Below are 16,963 nucleotides of genomic sequence, written 5' to 3'. Positions count from 1 at the left end.
GTGCTCTAAATAGTAAGAAACCCGCTATCTTGGCGGGTTTATTTTTCTCTTCAAAACATCAACGTGGCGTTTCGAGAGCAATATTTTTATATTTCGACAGCGCTCTAATTATTTGGCTTGGCCTTCAAGAGGCACGACGCTACTCGCGTGACAGCCTTTGGGACCTTTTTCAATCTCGTAAGAGACTTGTTGGCCTGCTTTCAGTGTACGATAACCGTCCATCTGGATAGTTGAGTAGTGGGCAAAGATATCTCCCTCTTCTTCATCTGAACAAATAAACCCAAATCCTTTGGCATTGTTAAACCACTTTACTGTACCTGTAGCCATGCTTTACATCCCTCATGCATTTTTTACTGATGTTGTTACTGCAACCAAGTTATACCTTTAACTTGGTACTACCATTGTCAGCGAATGCCAACAAACGTCAAATCAATGATAAGTCACATTCATCAAAAAACCACTTAAAGAAGAGAGGTTTCAAAATGATGATTTATGCATCGACACTTTCCACTGTAGTCAATGAATTTCGACAGTCAATAGCAGTGAGCAACAAACAGAAACATAATTGAAAACAAATCACTTTTGAGATTAACAAATTTGCAAACAGTTTTTCGTATATACGCAGAAGTTTAGTCAATTTGCCTATGAAGTGGCTCATACTTAAAAAGCCATACTGTCCGTGTTGCTTATGGGAGAAGAATCCTCTAACTGAATAAAAAATGAAGTTTTCGTGATAATTACCGTATTCTCAATGAGGATGTGTGATCCAGGTAGAAGATGATGGGGTGGTTTGCAATAGTCCGAAAGCAATAAATAGAAAGTTCTTTTATAAGAAAAAATGTGTAACTTATCGACAAGCATCTTTTATTTGCGCCGTATCAAGACGTGCATTAGTCTCTATATTAGGTAGCAACTTTTATCGATCAAAGATCGAATTCGGTGCCATAACTCACTACACCGCGCTGCACGCTTGTGGTAGATTGTTTTTATAGGTCGAAAACATCAACCCTTTGATACGATATCTTTAGATTGCCATGAGTAAAAATTTTGAATGGGTCACTCCGGACTCTGATCTTCTGGAGCGAGAAAGTACGAAAGTCCAGCCACCTAAGCTGTACAATGTCGTACTCAATAATGATGACTATACACCTATGGATTTCGTCATAGAGGTGCTTGAGCGATTTTTCTCACATGATATTGATAAAGCAACTCAAATCATGCTTCAGGTCCACTATGAAGGAAAGGCAATCTGCGGCACATACAGCGCAGAAATTGCCGAAACAAAAGTAGCGCAAGTTACGATGTACGCAAGGGAAAATGAACATCCGCTACTTTGCACTATGGAGCAAGCGTAAACAAAGAAGACTTGCTCGAACAACCCCAGTTGTTTTTTCGGGAGGTACTTATGCTAAATAAAGAACTAGAGTCAAGCCTTAACGGTGCATTTGCTCGGGCGCGCGACAAACGCCACGAGTTTATGACTGTCGAACACCTCCTACTTGCATTGTTGGAAAATGATGCAGCTAAGGAAGCCCTTCTAGCTTGTAAGGCGGATCTTGACGCTTTACGCAACGAACTCGATATTTTCATCGATCAAACTACGCCTCTTATCCCAGATAGTGATGAGACGCGTGAAACGCAGCCGACTTTGAGTTTTCAACGTGTACTACAACGCGCCGTCTTTCATGTACAGTCGTCTGGTCGTAATGAAGTAACAGGCGCCAACGTGCTTGTTGCTATCTTCAGTGAGCAAGAGTCGCATGCCGCTTACCTACTGAAGAAAAATGACATCTCCCGATTAGATATTGTTAATTTCATCTCCCACGGTATTACTAAAGCATCAGGTGCAGGTGAGGATTCATCATCAGACTCGTTTAGCTCAGAAAGTGTTGAAGAGCCTAATTCTGAAGAACGCCTAGAAAGCTTTGCGACGAATCTTAATCAAGTCGCTAAAGATGGAAACATCGACCCACTCATTGGACGTGATAAAGAGTTAGAGCGCACTATTCAGGTACTTTGTCGACGCCGCAAGAATAATCCCCTACTAGTGGGTGAGGCAGGGGTTGGTAAAACAGCCATTGCGGAAGGTCTTGCATGGAGAATTGTTGAAGGGCAGGTCCCTGAGGTCATTCAAAACAGCGTGATTTATTCACTAGATATTGGCTCTTTGCTCGCTGGTACCAAATATCGCGGTGATTTTGAAAAGCGCTTCAAGGCGATTTTGAAACAACTTGAAAAAGAAGAAGATGCCATTTTGTTCATCGATGAAATACATACCATCATCGGTGCAGGCGCGGCATCTGGTGGTCAAGTCGATGCAGCAAATCTTATTAAGCCTCTTTTAAGTAGTGGTAAGTTGCGTTGTATTGGTTCGACGACATACCAAGAATACAGCAACATTTTCGAGAAAGAGCGTGCGCTGTCTCGCCGTTTCCAAAAGATAGACGTTGTAGAGCCCTCATTGGATGATACAACTAAAATCTTGATGGGCTTGAAGCCGAAGTACGAAGCTCACCATGAAGTACGTTATACCAATAAAGCACTGCGTGCCGCGGTAGAACTGTCGGCTAAATACATTAATGAACGCCATCTACCAGATAAGGCCATTGATGTCATTGATGAAGCTGGTGCTCGTAGTCGTCTTGCTCCTGCAAGCCGTCGTAAAAAAACGGTCGGAGTGGCTGATATCGAATCAATGGTTGCCAAAATGGCGCGAATTCCAGAGAAGTCGGTTTCTTCTTCAGATAAAGACATTTTGAAAAACTTAGATAGCAAAATGAAGATGTTGGTATTCGGTCAAGATAATGCGATTGATGCATTATCCGAGGCGATCAAGCTGACACGTGCAGGTTTAGGTGTAGACAACAAACCTGTTGGTTCATTCTTGTTTGCAGGCCCAACAGGGGTTGGTAAAACAGAGGTGACGGTGCAGTTATCTAAGCTTCTAGGTATCGAGCTACTTCGTTTTGATATGTCTGAGTATGGTGAGCGTCACTCCGTAAGTCGCTTAATTGGTGCGCCTCCTGGTTATGTCGGTTATGACCAAGGTGGTTTGCTAACTGATGCTGTTATTAAGCACCCACATTCAGTCGTATTACTTGATGAGATTGAAAAAGCGCACCCTGATATCTTTAACCTGCTGTTGCAAGTCATGGATAACGGTACGCTAACGGACAACAATGGTCGCAAAGCAGACTTCCGTAATGTCATTCTTGTTATGACAACTAACGCAGGAGTGGCGGAAACCGAGAAGAAATCAATTGGTTTGATTCAACAAGACAACAGTCATGATGCAATGGCGGAAATTAAGAAGGTGTTTACTCCTGAGTTCCGTAACCGTCTTGATAACATCATCTGGTTTAACAGCCTTGATGAAAGCGTTATCCATCAAGTGGTTGATAAGTTCATTGTTGAACTGCAAGTGCAACTTGATGCGAGAGGCGTTTCAATGGAAGTATCGCAAGACGCTCGCCATTGGTTAGCACATAAAGGTTATGACAAAGCTATGGGGGCTCGCCCAATGGGGCGTGTTATCCAAGAACAGCTTAAGAAGCCTTTGGCTAACGAACTGTTGTTTGGATCTTTAGTTGACGGCGGTACAGTGAAGGTAACGCTGGTCAACGATACGCTTGAGTTTGAATACTTAAGTGAGAAAGAGACAGCGATGCATTAATCGTTAGTCGGTAACAAACGCAAAAGCGTACGAGAAGATCGTACGCTTTTTTTTATCTGAACTAAATCGGAAAAAATTGTGCAATAAAAAACGGAGCAGCTTGCTCCGTTTTTTATTGCATCCGAAAATCAGAGATTAACGAGCGCGGAAGACGATGCGGCCTTTTGACAGGTCGTATGGAGTCATCTCTACAGTTACTTTGTCACCCGTTAGGATACGGATGTAGTTCTTACGCATCTTGCCAGAGATGTGAGCAGTCACAACGTGACCGTTTTCAAGTTCAACACGGAACATAGTGTTTGGTAGAGTGTCAAGGACAGTGCCTTGCATCTCGATTACGTCTTCTTTAGCCATTTAATCCTCTTTAGAAATTAGGCAATATTAGCGGGCTATATTCTGCCGCTAAATAGTAATTATGTAAAGTTGAGGCGTATTCTACCCTCGCCAACGCTGATTTACTAGCCTTTGGTGGCGTTGAAAGCGTGTTTTGTAGCTCATTGCTGGGCACTCATCAATCTGATATCCCAAATATAGCCACTGTTGTTTGTTTTCTTGGCAGTATTTAATTTGATAAAGCACTGCTAACGTGCCAAGAGATAACTCGTAGTCAGGGTCAAAAAAAGTATAAAAAGCACTCGAGCATTGTGGCATCAAATCTGTCACTGCAATGGCGAGCAATTGATCTGATTCATCGTAAATGTGTAAAAACGACGTTGTCAGCCAGCTGGTTTGAGCAAATCGAGCAAACTCATCACGCTTTGGTGGGTACATAGTGCCGTTTCTATGCCGTTTGCAGATGTACCGACTGTAAAGCTCAAACCATTCCTCATCCATTTCAGGTTTCATTTCCCAGCGTAAAGACTGTGCTTTATTAAGCAGCCTCTTCTGACTTTTTGATAATCTAACGTCTGGAATCGAGACTCGAATTGGCTGGCAAGCGGTGCAATGCTCGCAATGCGGTTTATATATGGTATCTCCGCTACGACGAAAACCGTTAGCCATGAGCAACTGGTAATTTTCTTCAGTATGCAGCCTTTCATCAAGCGCCACCGCAACCCGCTCTTGCCGTTCAGGCAAATAACTACAAGGGTGATTATTCGTCAACCCTATTCGAATATGTTGTATATCCGTACTCATACTGAATCCTGCAAAACTTGGGGCTGATAGGCATCAAATAGTGTTTGCTTTTCTCTTAAAGATAGTAGTTTTTGCATAAATTCGTCACGCTCAAGTTCAAATGCGCCAAGTGATGCCAAGTGAGAATTCATAACTTGGCAATCGATTAATTGACCTTGCTTTGACGCCAAATGGTTGCATAAGTACCACAATGCAATTTTGGATGCGTTATCTTTTAGGCTAAACATCGACTCCCCGCAAAAAAGTTGGCCCACGCAAATGCCATATAGTCCGCCAATCAGGTTGTTGTCATGCCATACTTCTACAGAGTGACAGTGACCAAGTTTGGCTAACTCAATGTAGGAAGTTTGCATTTCCTCGTTGAGCCATGTTTCCTCTGCAGGGCGTGTTGAAGAACATAGTCTAATCACTTCTTCTGTCGCGAAATTGAGTGTTACTTTATAGTTATGTTTACGCTGAAACTTTTTGAGACTTTTAGATGGCTTAAACTGCAATGGGTCAAACACAGCGCGCGGAGAAGGGCTCCACCATAAAATAGGTTCACCAGGACCATACCAAGGGAAAATGCCTTGATAGTAACCATTGAGGATTCTCATGGGGTTTAAGTCACCACCAAAAGCCAGCAAACCATTGGGGTCGCTGAGTGCTTTATAGGGTGAGGGGAAGTTGAACGTTTCATCGAGTTCAGTTAAATAAATAGCCATAAGAAGTCGTTACCAACATTGGAGTCAGAGGAGTTTATGATGACCTGGTTAAGAAATATCGTAAAAGTATGGCTTGGGATCATACTGTTTTTACCACTTGTCGCCAACGCAGCCTATGAAAGAAATGTTGCCAAGCCAGTTAATGAAGTAGTTTACGGGAAGATTGACTCTGTCCGTTATATTACTCAACAAGAGGTTGTTCAATCGAAAAGTAACGGTTGGAAGACACTACTTGGTGCCACTATCGGTGGTTTAGTCGGTAATCAATTTGGTGGCGGTACGGGAAGAGAAGTCGCGACGGCAGTGGGTGCGCTTGCAGGTGCCGCAGTTGCTCAAAACCAAAGTAATTACCAATACACGGTTGAATATAAGTTAGTTGAGCTACTCATCAAAGTGAAGGGTGATAAGCTAATTAATGTCATCCAAGATGTTGATAAAAATATGTTATTTAGTCGAGGGGATGAAGTTCGTATTTTATATTTTGATGATGGAGTCAGGGTTGATATCACTTATTAACCCTAGGTTGTTTTAGTCTAACGAAGCCTAATCAGGCATGTACAGTCGGGCTGGCTTATCGTCAAATAAAGTCGAAATAGTTTGCTGTTTCGCCTTGCTTCTTTCGCTCTGATTTACATCGCTGGCAATGCCTTTAATTCTGTATCTTTAGGCTGCTTGAGGATATTCATAAATTAGCGCCGATTTACTCTGGTTTTGTCGTGTTTTTTTGGGTAGTCTGAATTCACGAAGAATTGTTTAGCCCTCATAAAAAATCGTATGTTGAGGGCACAAAGGATTATCAACTTTTAATGGAAAGCCTAACGTTACAACCTATCAATAAAATTCAAGGGGAAGTGAACCTTCCTGGCTCTAAAAGTGTTTCTAATCGAGCTCTTTTACTTGCTGCTCTTGCTAAAGGCAGAACTCGCCTTACTAATCTCCTCGACAGTGATGATATTCGTCATATGCTGAATGCGCTGACTAAACTAGGCGTTCAATACCAACTTTCCGAAGATAAAACAGAATGTCTCGTTGAAGGCCTTGGGCGTCCGTTTTCTGTCTCAGAGCCGGTAGAGTTATTTCTCGGCAATGCTGGCACTGCGATGCGACCATTAGCTGCGGCTCTTTGTCTTGGAGAAGGGGAGTATGTACTGACGGGCGAACCTCGTATGAAAGAGCGTCCAATTGGTCACCTTGTCACGGCACTGAAAGATGCTGGTGCGAACGTTGAGTACATGGAAAACGAGAACTTTCCGCCTCTCAAAATAATTGGTACTGGCCTAAAAGCAGGTACAGTTTCTATCGATGGGTCCATTTCAAGTCAGTTCTTGACCGCTTTCTTAATGTCTGCGCCATTGGCTGAAGGTGAAATTCGCATCAACATCGAAGGCGATTTGGTTTCTAAGCCTTATATCGATATCACCCTGCATATCATGAAGCAGTTTGGAGTCGATGTGATCAACAACGACTATCAAGAGTTTGTGATCCCAGCCGGTCAGCAATACATTGCTCCAGGTGATTTCTTGGTTGAAGGTGACGCGTCTTCTGCTTCTTACTTCTTGGCGGCGGCAGCCATCAAAGGTGGAGAAGTTAAAGTCACGGGTATCGGTAAAAACAGCATTCAAGGTGATATTCAATTTGCTGATGCGCTTGAAAAAATGGGTGCAGAAATTGAATGGGGTGATGACTACGTAATTTCACGTGTTGGTCAATTGAAAGGCATCGATATGGATTACAACCATATCCCTGATGCTGCAATGACCATCGCGACAACAGCGCTATTTGCCGAAGGCACTACCGCTATTCGTAACGTTTATAACTGGCGTGTAAAAGAAACAGACCGTTTGTCAGCTATGGCGACTGAGTTACGTAAAGTCGGTGCGGAAGTGGAAGAAGGGGAAGACTACATCATCGTCAAACCTGTCTCTCAGTTAAAGCATGCTGCGATTGATACTTACGATGATCATCGAATGGCGATGTGTTTTTCGCTGGTGGCACTTAGTGATACGCCTGTGACGATTAACGATCCAAAGTGTACGTCGAAAACGTTCCCTGACTACTTCGACAAACTTAAGGCTTTAAGCTGCTAAATATTCTGACCTAAAACAAAAAAGCCAGAGTGAATAACACTCTGGCTTTTTTGTTTCCCAATACTATTTAACCAGCGTAAATTCCTTAGAAAGGTGATGCGCTAAGTATTTGAACATATTGAATACTGCAGTCGTATTTGAAGTTGGTAAACCTTTGTCATCAAGGAAGTATTCACCTTTAAAAACTAAAACACCTTCTTTTTCTTCTACACTTGTTGCTCGCATTCCCTCGATGTAATCATCGTGCTCTTGGATGATTTGGTTAGCGATCAAAAGAAGGTCGAACTCTTCGATAAACGTTCTATCAGACATATTCTTTCTACCATTCTATTTAGTTAAGAATGCTGAGTATACCTACAACTAAAATGGGTTTGCATGATTAATTCAGTCAATCGTTCAGTAAGACTAAACAGATCAATTTTTAGAGTATAAGCATGATGCGGAGGAAGATGGCAGAGCATTGAACCAAACTATTTTGTGATGGGTAACAAAATTTATTGCATTGGATTAGCGGATGCTAAGTTTGCCTGTTTAGATATGCCGCTCAATACCTTTCAGAACCCTGTCTCTTTGAAGTATAAAGACGATGAATTGTCAACCAATCGGATCTGAATTTCAAAAAAGCAGTTGATCTTCTTTTCATCTCGCACAATAGTAAAAAAAGAAGCAATGAAATAGAACATTATGCGGGTGGCCTTTAAACAAGGTTTCTACCCGCATTATTATGAAGGACGTTAGAGTCAGTTATGGGTAAATCACTCGTTATAGTGGAGTCACCAGCCAAGGCAAAGACGATAAATAAGTACCTTGGTAAAGACTTTATTGTTAAGTCTAGTGTTGGTCATGTGCGTGATCTGCCTACGGCCGGTCAAAGCACTGGTGAGAAAAAAGCCGCAGCCATCTCAACTAAAGGGATGAGTCCGGAAGAGAAAGCGCGCGTTAAAAAAGAGAAAGACCGCAAAGCGTTGATCAAAAAAATGGGGATTAACCCATATCATGACTGGGAAGCGAATTACCAAATCCTTCCAGGCAAAGAAAAAGTTGTCAACGAACTACAAAAACTCGCCAAAGACGCAGATTGCGTTTATCTCGCAACCGATTTGGACCGCGAAGGGGAAGCAATCGCATGGCACCTTCGTGAGATCATCGGTGGCGATGAAGAGCGATACAAACGTGTAGTTTTTAACGAAATTACGAAAAACGCGATCCAACAAGCTTTCCAGACACCTGGCGAGCTGAACATGGATGGTGTAAATGCCCAACAAGCACGTCGCTTCATGGACCGTGTCGTTGGTTTTATGGTTTCACCTTTACTTTGGAAAAAAGTGGCTCGTGGCTTATCTGCTGGTCGAGTGCAGTCTGTTGCGGTGAAATTGTTAGTTGAGCGTGAGCGTGAGATTAACGCGTTTGTACCAGAAGAATTCTGGGACATTCATGCGAATACGAAAACGAAAGACAAAGCGGACTTTAAACTGCTTGTTGCGCAGAAAGACGGTTCTGCGTTTAAGCCAGTTAATGAGGCAGAAACCAAAGCAGCGATGTCTGTACTTGAGAATGCAAGTTACGAAGTATGTAAGCGTGAAGACCGTCCTACAAAGAGCAAGCCTTCAGCACCTTACATCACCTCTACGCTTCAACAGGCAGCGAGTACACGTCTGGGCTACGGCGTGAAAAAGACCATGATGCTAGCTCAGCGCCTCTATGAGGCCGGTTACATCACTTACATGCGTACTGACTCGACTAACCTAAGTGCCGAGGCTGTGGACGCTGTACGTGACTTTATTGGTTCTGAGTTTGGTGATAAGTACCTGCCAGCGAAACCATTGACGTACGGTAGCAAAGAAGGGGCACAGGAAGCGCACGAAGCGATCCGTCCTTCAAATGTGGGTGTTAAGGCGGAAGACCTGCAAGGTGTCGATGCTGATGCGCACAAACTTTACGCTTTGATTTGGAATCAGTTTGTAGCGTGTCAAATGACGCCAGCAGAATACGATTCAACAACCATCAGCGTAAAAGCGGCAGAATACACGCTTAAAGCGAAAGGCCGTATCCTTAAATTTGACGGCTGGACTCGTGTACAGCGTCCAATGGGCAAAAACGAGGATACAATCCTTCCAGCGGTACAACTTGGCGATAAGCTAAGCTTAGAGTCACTTGACCCTAAACAGCACTTTACAAAGCCACCTGCGCGCTACACTGAAGCAGCACTGGTTAAAGAGCTGGAGAAACGAGGCATTGGTCGTCCGTCGACTTACGCATCGATCATTTCTACGATTCAAGATCGTGGCTACGTGAAAGTTGATCAGCGCCGTTTCTACGCTGAAAAAATGGGTGAAATTGTTACTGACCGCCTTGATGACAGCTTTAACGATTTGATGAACTACGACTTTACTGCGCGTATGGAACAGAAATTGGACCAAATCGCTGAAGGTGAAGTGAACTGGAAAGCTGTGTTAGACAACTTCTTTGCTGATTTTACTGGCGATCTTGAAAAAGCGGAGCTGGATGAGTCAGAAGGCGGTATGAAGTTAAACCACATCGTCATGACGGATATCGAGTGTCCGACGTGTAGCCGTCCAATGGGCATCCGTACTGCTTCAACAGGTGTGTTCTTAGGCTGTTCAGGTTACGCGTTACCACCAAAAGAGCGTTGTAAGACAACCATCAACTTGGGTGACGAAGAAGGTATTATTAACGTTCTAGAAGAAGACGTTGAAACCGCAGCTCTTCGTGCTAAAAAGCGTTGTCCGATCTGTGAAACAGCTATGGACGCATACCTGATTGATGACAAGCGTAAGATGCATGTTTGTGGTAATAACCCGAACTGTGAAGGCTACCTTGTTGAATACGGCGAGTTCAAAGTAAAAGGCTACGATGGTCCAGTTGTTGAATGTGACAAATGTGGCTCTGATATGGTGCTTAAGAACGGTCGCTTTGGTAAATACATGGATTGTACGAGCGAAACGTGTAAGAACACTCGTAAGATCTTGAAGAATGGCGAAGTCGCGCCCCCGAAAGAAGATCCTGTTCATTTCCCCGAGTTGCCATGTGAAAACTCAGATGCGTATTTCGTACTTCGTGATGGTGCTTCGGGTCTATTTATGGCGGCAAGCAATTTCCCGAAATCGCGCGAGACACGTGCTCCTTTGGTTGCTGAACTGGCACGTTTTGAAGAGCGTTTACCTGAGAAGTTCAAATACCTAGCGACCGCACCGCAAGAAGATCCTGATGGTCGTCCTGCAGTCGTACGCTTTAGTCGCAAAACAAAAGAGAACTATGTTCGTTCGGAAGAGAATGGCAAACCATCTGGTTGGACAGCGCTCTTTGTTGACGGTAAGTGGGAAGTCACTGATAAGCGTAAAAAAGCGAAAGCATAAAAACGTACGATCTAAGTAATGTAAAAAGGCAGCGATATCGCTGCCTTTTTTGCGTTTTGTTTTTGCGTAAAGGCCACTGTGTTGTTCGTATAGATCTTTGCTGCTTTGACTGAGTTTTGCTGACGCGAGAAGATCCCAGCATCAATATTTCTTGGTCGCTGATGTATTTTTTATGTAAAAAATATTCGTTGTAACTTTCATTTTGCATTCACATATTTGTTATACATTGGGCTAAAAAATCGGCGGTGTAGTGAATCCGTTCGTAAATTGTTTTCACAATGTAATCGTTTGCTTTTCCATGTGTGATCTAGATATCGTCTTGAGTACGCAAGAGCTGTATGGTACACAGAATGGCGTATTAAAAATTGTAATTTAGAACCCGCTTAGATAATTTATTACAAAAATTAGTGCAACTGTGTGCATTGTTTGCGTCAAAAAATAAGGAAAGAGTGGACGTTGCATACTGGAAGTGCCGTAGCTTTTTTATCCGTGTTGTAAGAGTTCACAGAAACTCAGAGACGGTTGCTAAATGTATTCGCTTGACTCCCCGAGTATGACTCATTCAAGCGAGTACCAAATCCAAGCTATAACGATATGGAGAACAACAAATGGCTGGTGTTTTGGGAATGATTCTTGCTGGCGGTGAAGGCTCTCGTTTGAGACCTTTAACGGAATCTCGCAGTAAACCTTCGGTACCGTTTGGTGGTAGTTATCGATTGATCGATTTTGCTCTAAACAATTTTGTTAATGCGGATCTGATGCGCATTTACGTCCTAACCCAATTTAAATCTCAATCTTTATTCCATCACTTAAAAAAGGGGTGGAACATCAACGGCATTACAGACCGCTTTATCGATCCTATTCCCGCTCAAATGCGTACTGGTAAACGTTGGTACGAAGGGACGGCGGACGCGATCTATCAAAACCTGCGTTTTATGGAGTTAGAGGAACCAGAGCAAGTTTGTATTTTTGGCTCTGACCATATCTATAAGATGGATATCAAACAAATGCTGAACTTCCACTCAGAAAAGCAGGCTTCTCTGACGGTATCTGCATTGCGCATGCCACTAAAAGAGGCGTCGCAATTTGGGGTTATCGAAGTGGATAGTGAAGGTCGTATGATTGGCTTTGAAGAAAAACCAGCAAATCCGAAGTCGATTCCTGGGGACCCTGATTACGCTTTAGTTTCAATGGGTAACTATGTTTTTGAAGCTCAGGTACTGTTCTCAGAGTTGGTCGAAGATGCGGATAATGAAGCTTCATCACATGATTTTGGAAAGGACATCATTCCAAAGATGTTCCCTAGAGGTGATGTGTTCGTGTATGACTTCAGTACCAACAAAATCAGTGGCGAAAAAGAAGAGGTGTACTGGCGTGATGTCGGAACTATTGATGCGTACTGGCAAGCGCATATGGATCTGCTAGAAAAAGATGCACCATTTTCGCTGTACAACCGTAAATGGCCGTTGCATACCTACTACCCACCATTGCCACCTGCGACATTTACCGACTCTGATAATGGTCGTGTGCAGATAATCGATAGTTTAGTGTGTAATGGCAGCTATGTTAGAGGCTCAAGAATCGAAAAGTCGGTGCTTGGTTTTCGCAGTAATATTGCTTCTGCTTGCGATATCAGCGAATGTATACTTCTTGGTGACGTAAAAATTGGCGAAGGATGTGTTTTACGTCGTGTGATTGTCGACAAGGATGCCGATATTGCTCCTGGTACTCAGATTGGTGTGAATCTTCAAGAAGATAAAAAACACTTCCACGTGTCTGAGGAGGGCATTGTTGTTATTCCGAAAGGAGCTCGAGTTGGCTACTAACAACTTATCTATTCTGTTTGTAGCTTCTGAGGTTGAAGGCCTCATTAAAAGTGGTGGCTTGGCAGATGTTGCCAAGGCACTACCGGAAGCCCTTCAAAACCTACAGCAAGACGTAAGAATTACCATCCCTGCGTACAGCAGTATTGATAAACTCGCAGACGCAGAAGTTGTATTAGAAACAGAATTAACATCATGGCCGCATACGGAGTATCGAGTTTTGCGGCTCATGTTAGGTCAAAATCCTGTTTACCTGATTGATTGTCCGCCGTATTTCAATCGACCATCAATGTATGCGGAGAACAACCAAGCGTATACTGATAACGGCGAGCGCTTTGCGTTTTTTAGTGCAGCATGTCTCGATATGTTACCCAAGCTCGCCTTTCAACCTAATATCATACACGCGAACGATTGGCACACAGGTCTTGTTCCATTTTTGCTCAAGCACAGGTATGGCAATGATCCGTTTTTTGCTCATACTAAAAGCGTCATTTCAATTCACAATGCGGTCTTTAAAGGCGTATTTAGTTATGAAGACGTGCAGTGTTTGCCAGAGTTTCATTGTAGAAACGTTCCCGATGCTGCGGTGAGTGCAACGCATATTACGATGCTTAAAGCTGGTGTAATGAATGCAGATAAGATAAACGCGGTTAGCCCTACGTACTCAGAGGAACTAAAAACAGAGCTTGGCAGTCACGGCATGGCTTGGGAGTTTCAGCAACGTGCGCAGGACTTAGTCGGCATCTTGAATGGTTGTGATTACAGCGCTTGGAATCCGGAAACTGATACCTACTTGCCGGTTAATTACTGCGCCGACCAGCAAAGTATGTCGCAAGGGAAGAAAGCTTGTAAAAAAGCATTACAACAACGACTAAATTTGCCCGAAAAAAATGTAGCTATGTTCGGTATGGTTTGTCGGTTGACCCAGCAGAAAGGCGTTCATTACTTGTTGCCTGCTTTGGCCGATTTTTTAAAGCACGATGTTCAGCTAGTTGTCGTTGGGACCGGAGACCCTGTTCTTGCCGCTCAGTTACGAGAGGTTGCCGCGCAGTTTTCTAGCAAATTTGCCTTTGTAGAAGCGTATGACAATGAACTTGCGCATATCGTTGAAGCTGGTTCGGATTTCTTCTTGATGCCTTCTGAGTTTGAACCATGTGGCTTAAACCAAATCTATAGTATGGCTTATGGGACATTACCGATAGTACGCGGTGTTGGTGGCTTAAAGGACAGCGTTAGCGATTATGATGTAAACCCATCTGAAGCAACGGGGTTTGTTTTTTTCGAACCGACACCGAAGGCATTGTTGTTAACGATGCTAAGGGCACTGTTGCTCTACGCTCAAAACGAGCCTGAAGTGAATAAAGTACAGTTGCACGCGATGCAACAAGACTTTTGTTGGCAAAAGGCCGCAGAATCTTATTTGCAGCTTTACCACTCAGCGTTAGTTTGACTTAAAATTGTAACGAAAGGCACCGAATGAGGTGCCTTTATTATCTTGAGTAAGGGGAGTGTGGTAGGATGGCTTTTTACTCAATAGCACGATCTTTTTGATACTCAATATGACCCAGCCGCTACTTTTTCATAAAACCTATTTGCACCCTACTAGTAATGAGTGGGTTGTATTTGTGCACGGTGCTGGTGGTAGCTCTTCTATCTGGTTCAAGCAAATTAAAGCTTACAAGCAACACTTTAACTTATTGCTGATCGATTTAAGAGGTCATGGAAAGTCAAATCAGTTACTTAAAGAGCTCATTGCTAGCCGTTATACCTTTACGGAAGTTACCCAAGATATTTTGAAAGTATTGGACCATTTAAAGATCCAATCCGCTCATTTTGTCGGTATGTCGCTTGGTACTATTATTGTTCGAAACCTTGCTGAATTGTCATCAGAGCGCGTACGTTCGATGGTGCTCGGCGGTGCTGTCACAAGGCTTAACACTCGTTCTCAGATATTGGTGAAATTAGGTAATTTTTGTAAGCATATCCTACCGTACATGTGGCTCTACAAACTGTTCGCTTATATTGTTATGCCTCAAAGAAGCCAACGAGAATCTCGCCACCTTTTTATTCGCGAAGCCAAGAAGCTTTGCCAAAAAGAATTTAAACGTTGGTTTATTCTTGCCGCTGATGTAAATCCGTTAATGAAATATTTTAAAGATCGAGAGTTACCCATTCCGACTCTTTACTTAATGGGCGACAGGGATTACATGTTTATTAAACCTGTCAAAGAAATGGTTGCAGCACATAAGCTCAGCATTCTACGAGAAATCCCGAATTGTGGTCATGTATGCAATGTAGAGCGTCCAGAAGACTTCAATCAACACTCCATCGAGTTTATTAAACAGCAAGCTGTATGTGCTTAAAACTGAGTGCATCCACTGGATAGGAGAGCCGCTATAGCTCTCCTAGTTGATATCCACATTGCCAACATGCACCAAATTGCCCTTCGTTTATTTCATGACATTTTGGGCATTGCCAATCTTGATACTCATGCCTATCGGATTGTTTTCGATATGCTTTTACTATTTCTTCAGCTTTCATCTTTTGTGCCGTGTCAAAAAGCCACACATAAGGATCGGTATCATCACCAAACGGCAGTTCTCCTTTTAAGCCGAAAATACCTTCTCCGCGAACTTCACAGTAAATTTGTTCCACTTTAAGCAGCTCACATACAATGTGTGCTTCTGCTGGGTTTTTAGCGATAAATATTTTCATCAAAATACCCACTTCACCAATTACGAGTTTTGCTGACTTGGTGTCGGCCTTACTTTATTCATAACCCATTTAGTGATGATTGGAAATAGTCCCAATAGCGCAAAAGACGCTAATACTGCGGGTGAAACAATGCCCGATAGGCTTTCAATTGTTGCTAATTGAGTACCTGCATTCAGATATACGGCTGTGCCTGGCAGCATACCTATTTGGCTAGTGAGATAAAATCGACCTACAGACATCGGTGTTAAGCCCATCAGTAAGTTGATTAGAAAGAAAGGGAATACAGGGATTAGACGCAAGGAAAATAGATAAAAAGCTCCGTCTTTTTCGACACCTTGATTAATTGCGTTGAGTTTATTTCCGAATTTGTTTTGTACCCAGTCACGCAATAAGTATCGGCTGCTCAAGAAGGCCAGTGTTGCCCCCATAGTGCTAGCGAAAGAAACCAGTAGCAAGCTTGTCCAAAAACCAAATAAGGCTGCACCAAGTAAGGTGACTACTGCCGCTCCTGGGATAGAAAAAGCGGTAATTGCAATGTAGGTAAAAAAGTAAATCGCAGCCGAGAATACAAAATTCTGATCGATGTATGTAGTTAGTGCTTCTTGTTGGGCTTTTGCATTCTCTAAGGTTAAATACTGGCCAAAGTTAATACCTAAAAAGACGATAGCCGCTAGTAGGATGAGACCTAATATCAGTTTCTTATTCATAATTTTGATTCCAATTTGGGATATATGTAATAAGACAGTAGGAAAACCGAAAAAATTTCACAAAAAAACCGCAGATTAGACTGCGGTTTTACAAGATAGTTTTTAGGCCGACTTTTATTGGAGGCCGTTCATCAACTCATCTCGGCGAGCTTGAGGTACCACACTCCAATGAGTGCCGTTGATAGCACCTTCTAGTGCCCATAGCAACTCAATGTTGACGGTTGCAGAGTGCGTATCTCTTATCGCTTTATAGGCGTTAAGCGCACCTTCCTCTTCAAGCTTCTCTACGGATTCGATGCCGGCTTTTTTTAGCATGCGCTCGGTAGCCAGTCGTAAGTTAGGCAAATCTTTCAAACGGTTAGGCTTTGTACTTGCTTGCTGTTCTTTCTCAAGCTTTGCCTTTTTCAATGATTGATTCGCTACTTCGATTAAGCGTTCGCTTGATTCCCATAAATCGCTGGAAATAGCGTAGTACTTTGTAACGACTGGAAAGCCACGTTTTTTATAAACGTAAGGCTTTAGCCCTTGTTTCTCGAAGTCAGATGAAGTTTTTTGGTCTGCTCTGATATGAAGCTGATTGTTTACCACTAGTGCAAACATTGTTTCATCAGCGAATAGTCCGAAGCCACCAAACATTGAGCGCGACTTGATATTACCAAGTGCCTCAAATAGCTTCATAGAGTCTTTGAGTATCGGTTTATCCATGTTTTGTTATCTCGGTGTAATTAATATTACGCCAC

16 protein-coding genes are annotated in these 16,963 nt (G+C 42.9%); 8 read left to right on the top strand and 8 right to left on the bottom strand.

What is annotated here, in order from left to right; translation table 11 throughout:
• Positions 1 to 108: 108 nt before the first annotated feature.
• Positions 109 to 327 (bottom strand): cold shock domain-containing protein CspD, encoded by a 219-nt coding sequence (gene cspD / locus R7E51_RS04270; protein WP_005378407.1) that lies wholly within the window; start codon positions 325 to 327, stop codon positions 109 to 111.
• A gap of 707 nt (positions 328 to 1,034) precedes the next feature.
• On the opposite strand from cspD, the gene clpS reads away from it, so the two are divergent.
• Positions 1,035 to 1,355, top strand: a complete 321-nt coding sequence (clpS, locus tag R7E51_RS04265; protein WP_005378419.1) for an ATP-dependent Clp protease adapter ClpS — start codon at positions 1,035 to 1,037, stop codon at positions 1,353 to 1,355.
• A gap of 50 nt (positions 1,356 to 1,405) precedes the next feature.
• On the top strand, positions 1,406 to 3,673 hold the full coding sequence (gene clpA, locus R7E51_RS04260) for an ATP-dependent Clp protease ATP-binding subunit ClpA (protein ID WP_005387879.1): 2,268 nt from the start codon (positions 1,406 to 1,408) through the stop codon (positions 3,671 to 3,673).
• Between the two features lie 135 nt (positions 3,674 to 3,808).
• Here the strand turns inward: clpA and infA are convergent, their stop codons facing one another.
• From infA to aat, 3 genes are all read right to left on the bottom strand, one after another.
• Complete coding sequence (gene infA, locus R7E51_RS04255) at positions 3,809 to 4,027, bottom strand: translation initiation factor IF-1 (RefSeq protein WP_001040192.1); 219 nt, start codon at positions 4,025 to 4,027, stop codon at positions 3,809 to 3,811.
• Positions 4,028 to 4,108: 81 nt separating this feature from the next.
• Positions 4,109 to 4,810 carry an arginyltransferase gene (locus tag R7E51_RS04250; RefSeq protein WP_047100846.1) on the bottom strand — a complete coding sequence of 234 codons (702 nt, stop codon included), beginning with the start codon at positions 4,808 to 4,810 and terminating at the stop codon, positions 4,109 to 4,111.
• Positions 4,807 to 5,514 (bottom strand): leucyl/phenylalanyl-tRNA--protein transferase, encoded by a 708-nt coding sequence (aat, locus tag R7E51_RS04245; RefSeq protein WP_005378347.1) that lies wholly within the window; start codon positions 5,512 to 5,514, stop codon positions 4,807 to 4,809. The genes R7E51_RS04250 and aat overlap by 4 nt, the downstream gene beginning before the upstream one ends.
• A gap of 39 nt (positions 5,515 to 5,553) precedes the next feature.
• On the opposite strand from aat, the gene R7E51_RS04240 reads away from it, so the two are divergent.
• A complete protein-coding gene (locus tag R7E51_RS04240; protein ID WP_005378348.1) occupies positions 5,554 to 6,030 on the top strand; it encodes a glycine zipper 2TM domain-containing protein in 477 nt (158 codons plus the stop codon).
• A gap of 290 nt (positions 6,031 to 6,320) precedes the next feature.
• Complete coding sequence (gene aroA, locus R7E51_RS04235) at positions 6,321 to 7,601, top strand: 3-phosphoshikimate 1-carboxyvinyltransferase (RefSeq protein WP_005387883.1); 1,281 nt, start codon at positions 6,321 to 6,323, stop codon at positions 7,599 to 7,601.
• Positions 7,602 to 7,664: 63 nt separating this feature from the next.
• Here aroA and R7E51_RS04230 read toward each other — a convergent pair whose 3' ends face one another.
• On the bottom strand, positions 7,665 to 7,913 hold the full coding sequence (locus R7E51_RS04230) for a YciN family protein (protein WP_005387884.1): 249 nt from the start codon (positions 7,911 to 7,913) through the stop codon (positions 7,665 to 7,667).
• Between the two features lie 434 nt (positions 7,914 to 8,347).
• On the opposite strand from R7E51_RS04230, the gene topA reads away from it, so the two are divergent.
• The 4 genes from topA to R7E51_RS04210 all read left to right on the top strand — a co-directional run bounded on the left by topA (position 8,348) and on the right by R7E51_RS04210 (position 15,164).
• On the top strand, positions 8,348 to 10,978 hold the full coding sequence (gene topA, locus R7E51_RS04225) for a type I DNA topoisomerase (protein ID WP_005378351.1): 2,631 nt from the start codon (positions 8,348 to 8,350) through the stop codon (positions 10,976 to 10,978).
• 608 nt (positions 10,979 to 11,586) lie between these two features.
• Positions 11,587 to 12,804 carry a glucose-1-phosphate adenylyltransferase gene (glgC, locus tag R7E51_RS04220; RefSeq protein WP_017634726.1) on the top strand — a complete coding sequence of 406 codons (1,218 nt, stop codon included), beginning with the start codon at positions 11,587 to 11,589 and terminating at the stop codon, positions 12,802 to 12,804.
• Entirely contained in the window at positions 12,794 to 14,251 is a 1,458-nt protein-coding gene (gene glgA, locus R7E51_RS04215) for a glycogen synthase GlgA (RefSeq protein ID WP_206957392.1), read from the top strand. The genes glgC and glgA overlap by 11 nt, the downstream gene beginning before the upstream one ends.
• A 109-nt stretch (positions 14,252 to 14,360) precedes the next feature.
• Positions 14,361 to 15,164, top strand: coding sequence for an alpha/beta fold hydrolase (locus tag R7E51_RS04210; protein ID WP_017820032.1), 804 nt, complete (start codon positions 14,361 to 14,363; stop codon positions 15,162 to 15,164).
• A gap of 31 nt (positions 15,165 to 15,195) precedes the next feature.
• Here R7E51_RS04210 and R7E51_RS04205 read toward each other — a convergent pair whose 3' ends face one another.
• The 3 genes from R7E51_RS04205 to R7E51_RS04195 form a co-directional block, all read right to left on the bottom strand.
• On the bottom strand, positions 15,196 to 15,516 hold the full coding sequence (locus tag R7E51_RS04205; protein ID WP_017820033.1) for a DUF2007 domain-containing protein: 321 nt from the start codon (positions 15,514 to 15,516) through the stop codon (positions 15,196 to 15,198).
• A gap of 20 nt (positions 15,517 to 15,536) precedes the next feature.
• Positions 15,537 to 16,223, bottom strand: coding sequence for a TVP38/TMEM64 family protein (locus R7E51_RS04200; RefSeq protein ID WP_005378366.1), 687 nt, complete (start codon positions 16,221 to 16,223; stop codon positions 15,537 to 15,539).
• Positions 16,224 to 16,337: 114 nt separating this feature from the next.
• Positions 16,338 to 16,928, bottom strand: a complete 591-nt coding sequence (locus R7E51_RS04195; RefSeq protein WP_005378367.1) for a TfoX/Sxy family DNA transformation protein — start codon at positions 16,926 to 16,928, stop codon at positions 16,338 to 16,340.
• Between the last annotated feature and the right edge of the window lie 35 nt (positions 16,929 to 16,963).

Source organism: Vibrio sp. Vb1166, from assembly GCF_033338695.1.
GTDB classification, from domain to species: domain Bacteria; phylum Pseudomonadota; class Gammaproteobacteria; order Enterobacterales; family Vibrionaceae; genus Vibrio; species Vibrio alginolyticus.
This window is presented reverse-complemented; position numbering and strand designations above follow the sequence as displayed.

Excerpts from the sequence above, each read along its gene's own strand:
- clpS (WP_005378419.1), top strand. The coding sequence starts at position 1,035 with ATGAGTAAAAATTTTGAATGGGTCACTCCGGACTCTGATCTTCTGGAG.
- R7E51_RS04210 (WP_017820032.1), top strand. The coding sequence starts at position 14,361 with ATGACCCAGCCGCTACTTTTTCATAAAACCTATTTGCACCCTACTAGT.
- R7E51_RS04250 (WP_047100846.1), bottom strand. The coding sequence starts at position 4,810 with ATGAGTACGGATATACAACATATTCGAATAGGGTTGACGAATAATCAC.
- glgC (WP_017634726.1), top strand. The coding sequence starts at position 11,587 with ATGGCTGGTGTTTTGGGAATGATTCTTGCTGGCGGTGAAGGCTCTCGT.
- topA (WP_005378351.1), top strand. The coding sequence starts at position 8,348 with ATGGGTAAATCACTCGTTATAGTGGAGTCACCAGCCAAGGCAAAGACG.
- infA (WP_001040192.1), bottom strand. The coding sequence starts at position 4,027 with ATGGCTAAAGAAGACGTAATCGAGATGCAAGGCACTGTCCTTGACACT.
- aat (WP_005378347.1), bottom strand. The coding sequence starts at position 5,514 with ATGGCTATTTATTTAACTGAACTCGATGAAACGTTCAACTTCCCCTCA.
- aroA (WP_005387883.1), top strand. The coding sequence starts at position 6,321 with ATGGAAAGCCTAACGTTACAACCTATCAATAAAATTCAAGGGGAAGTG.
- cspD (WP_005378407.1), bottom strand. The coding sequence starts at position 327 with ATGGCTACAGGTACAGTAAAGTGGTTTAACAATGCCAAAGGATTTGGG.
- R7E51_RS04230 (WP_005387884.1), bottom strand. The coding sequence starts at position 7,913 with ATGTCTGATAGAACGTTTATCGAAGAGTTCGACCTTCTTTTGATCGCT.
- R7E51_RS04240 (WP_005378348.1), top strand. The coding sequence starts at position 5,554 with ATGACCTGGTTAAGAAATATCGTAAAAGTATGGCTTGGGATCATACTG.
- R7E51_RS04200 (WP_005378366.1), bottom strand. The coding sequence starts at position 16,223 with ATGAATAAGAAACTGATATTAGGTCTCATCCTACTAGCGGCTATCGTC.
- R7E51_RS04195 (WP_005378367.1), bottom strand. The coding sequence starts at position 16,928 with ATGGATAAACCGATACTCAAAGACTCTATGAAGCTATTTGAGGCACTT.
- clpA (WP_005387879.1), top strand. The coding sequence starts at position 1,406 with ATGCTAAATAAAGAACTAGAGTCAAGCCTTAACGGTGCATTTGCTCGG.
- R7E51_RS04205 (WP_017820033.1), bottom strand. The coding sequence starts at position 15,516 with ATGAAAATATTTATCGCTAAAAACCCAGCAGAAGCACACATTGTATGT.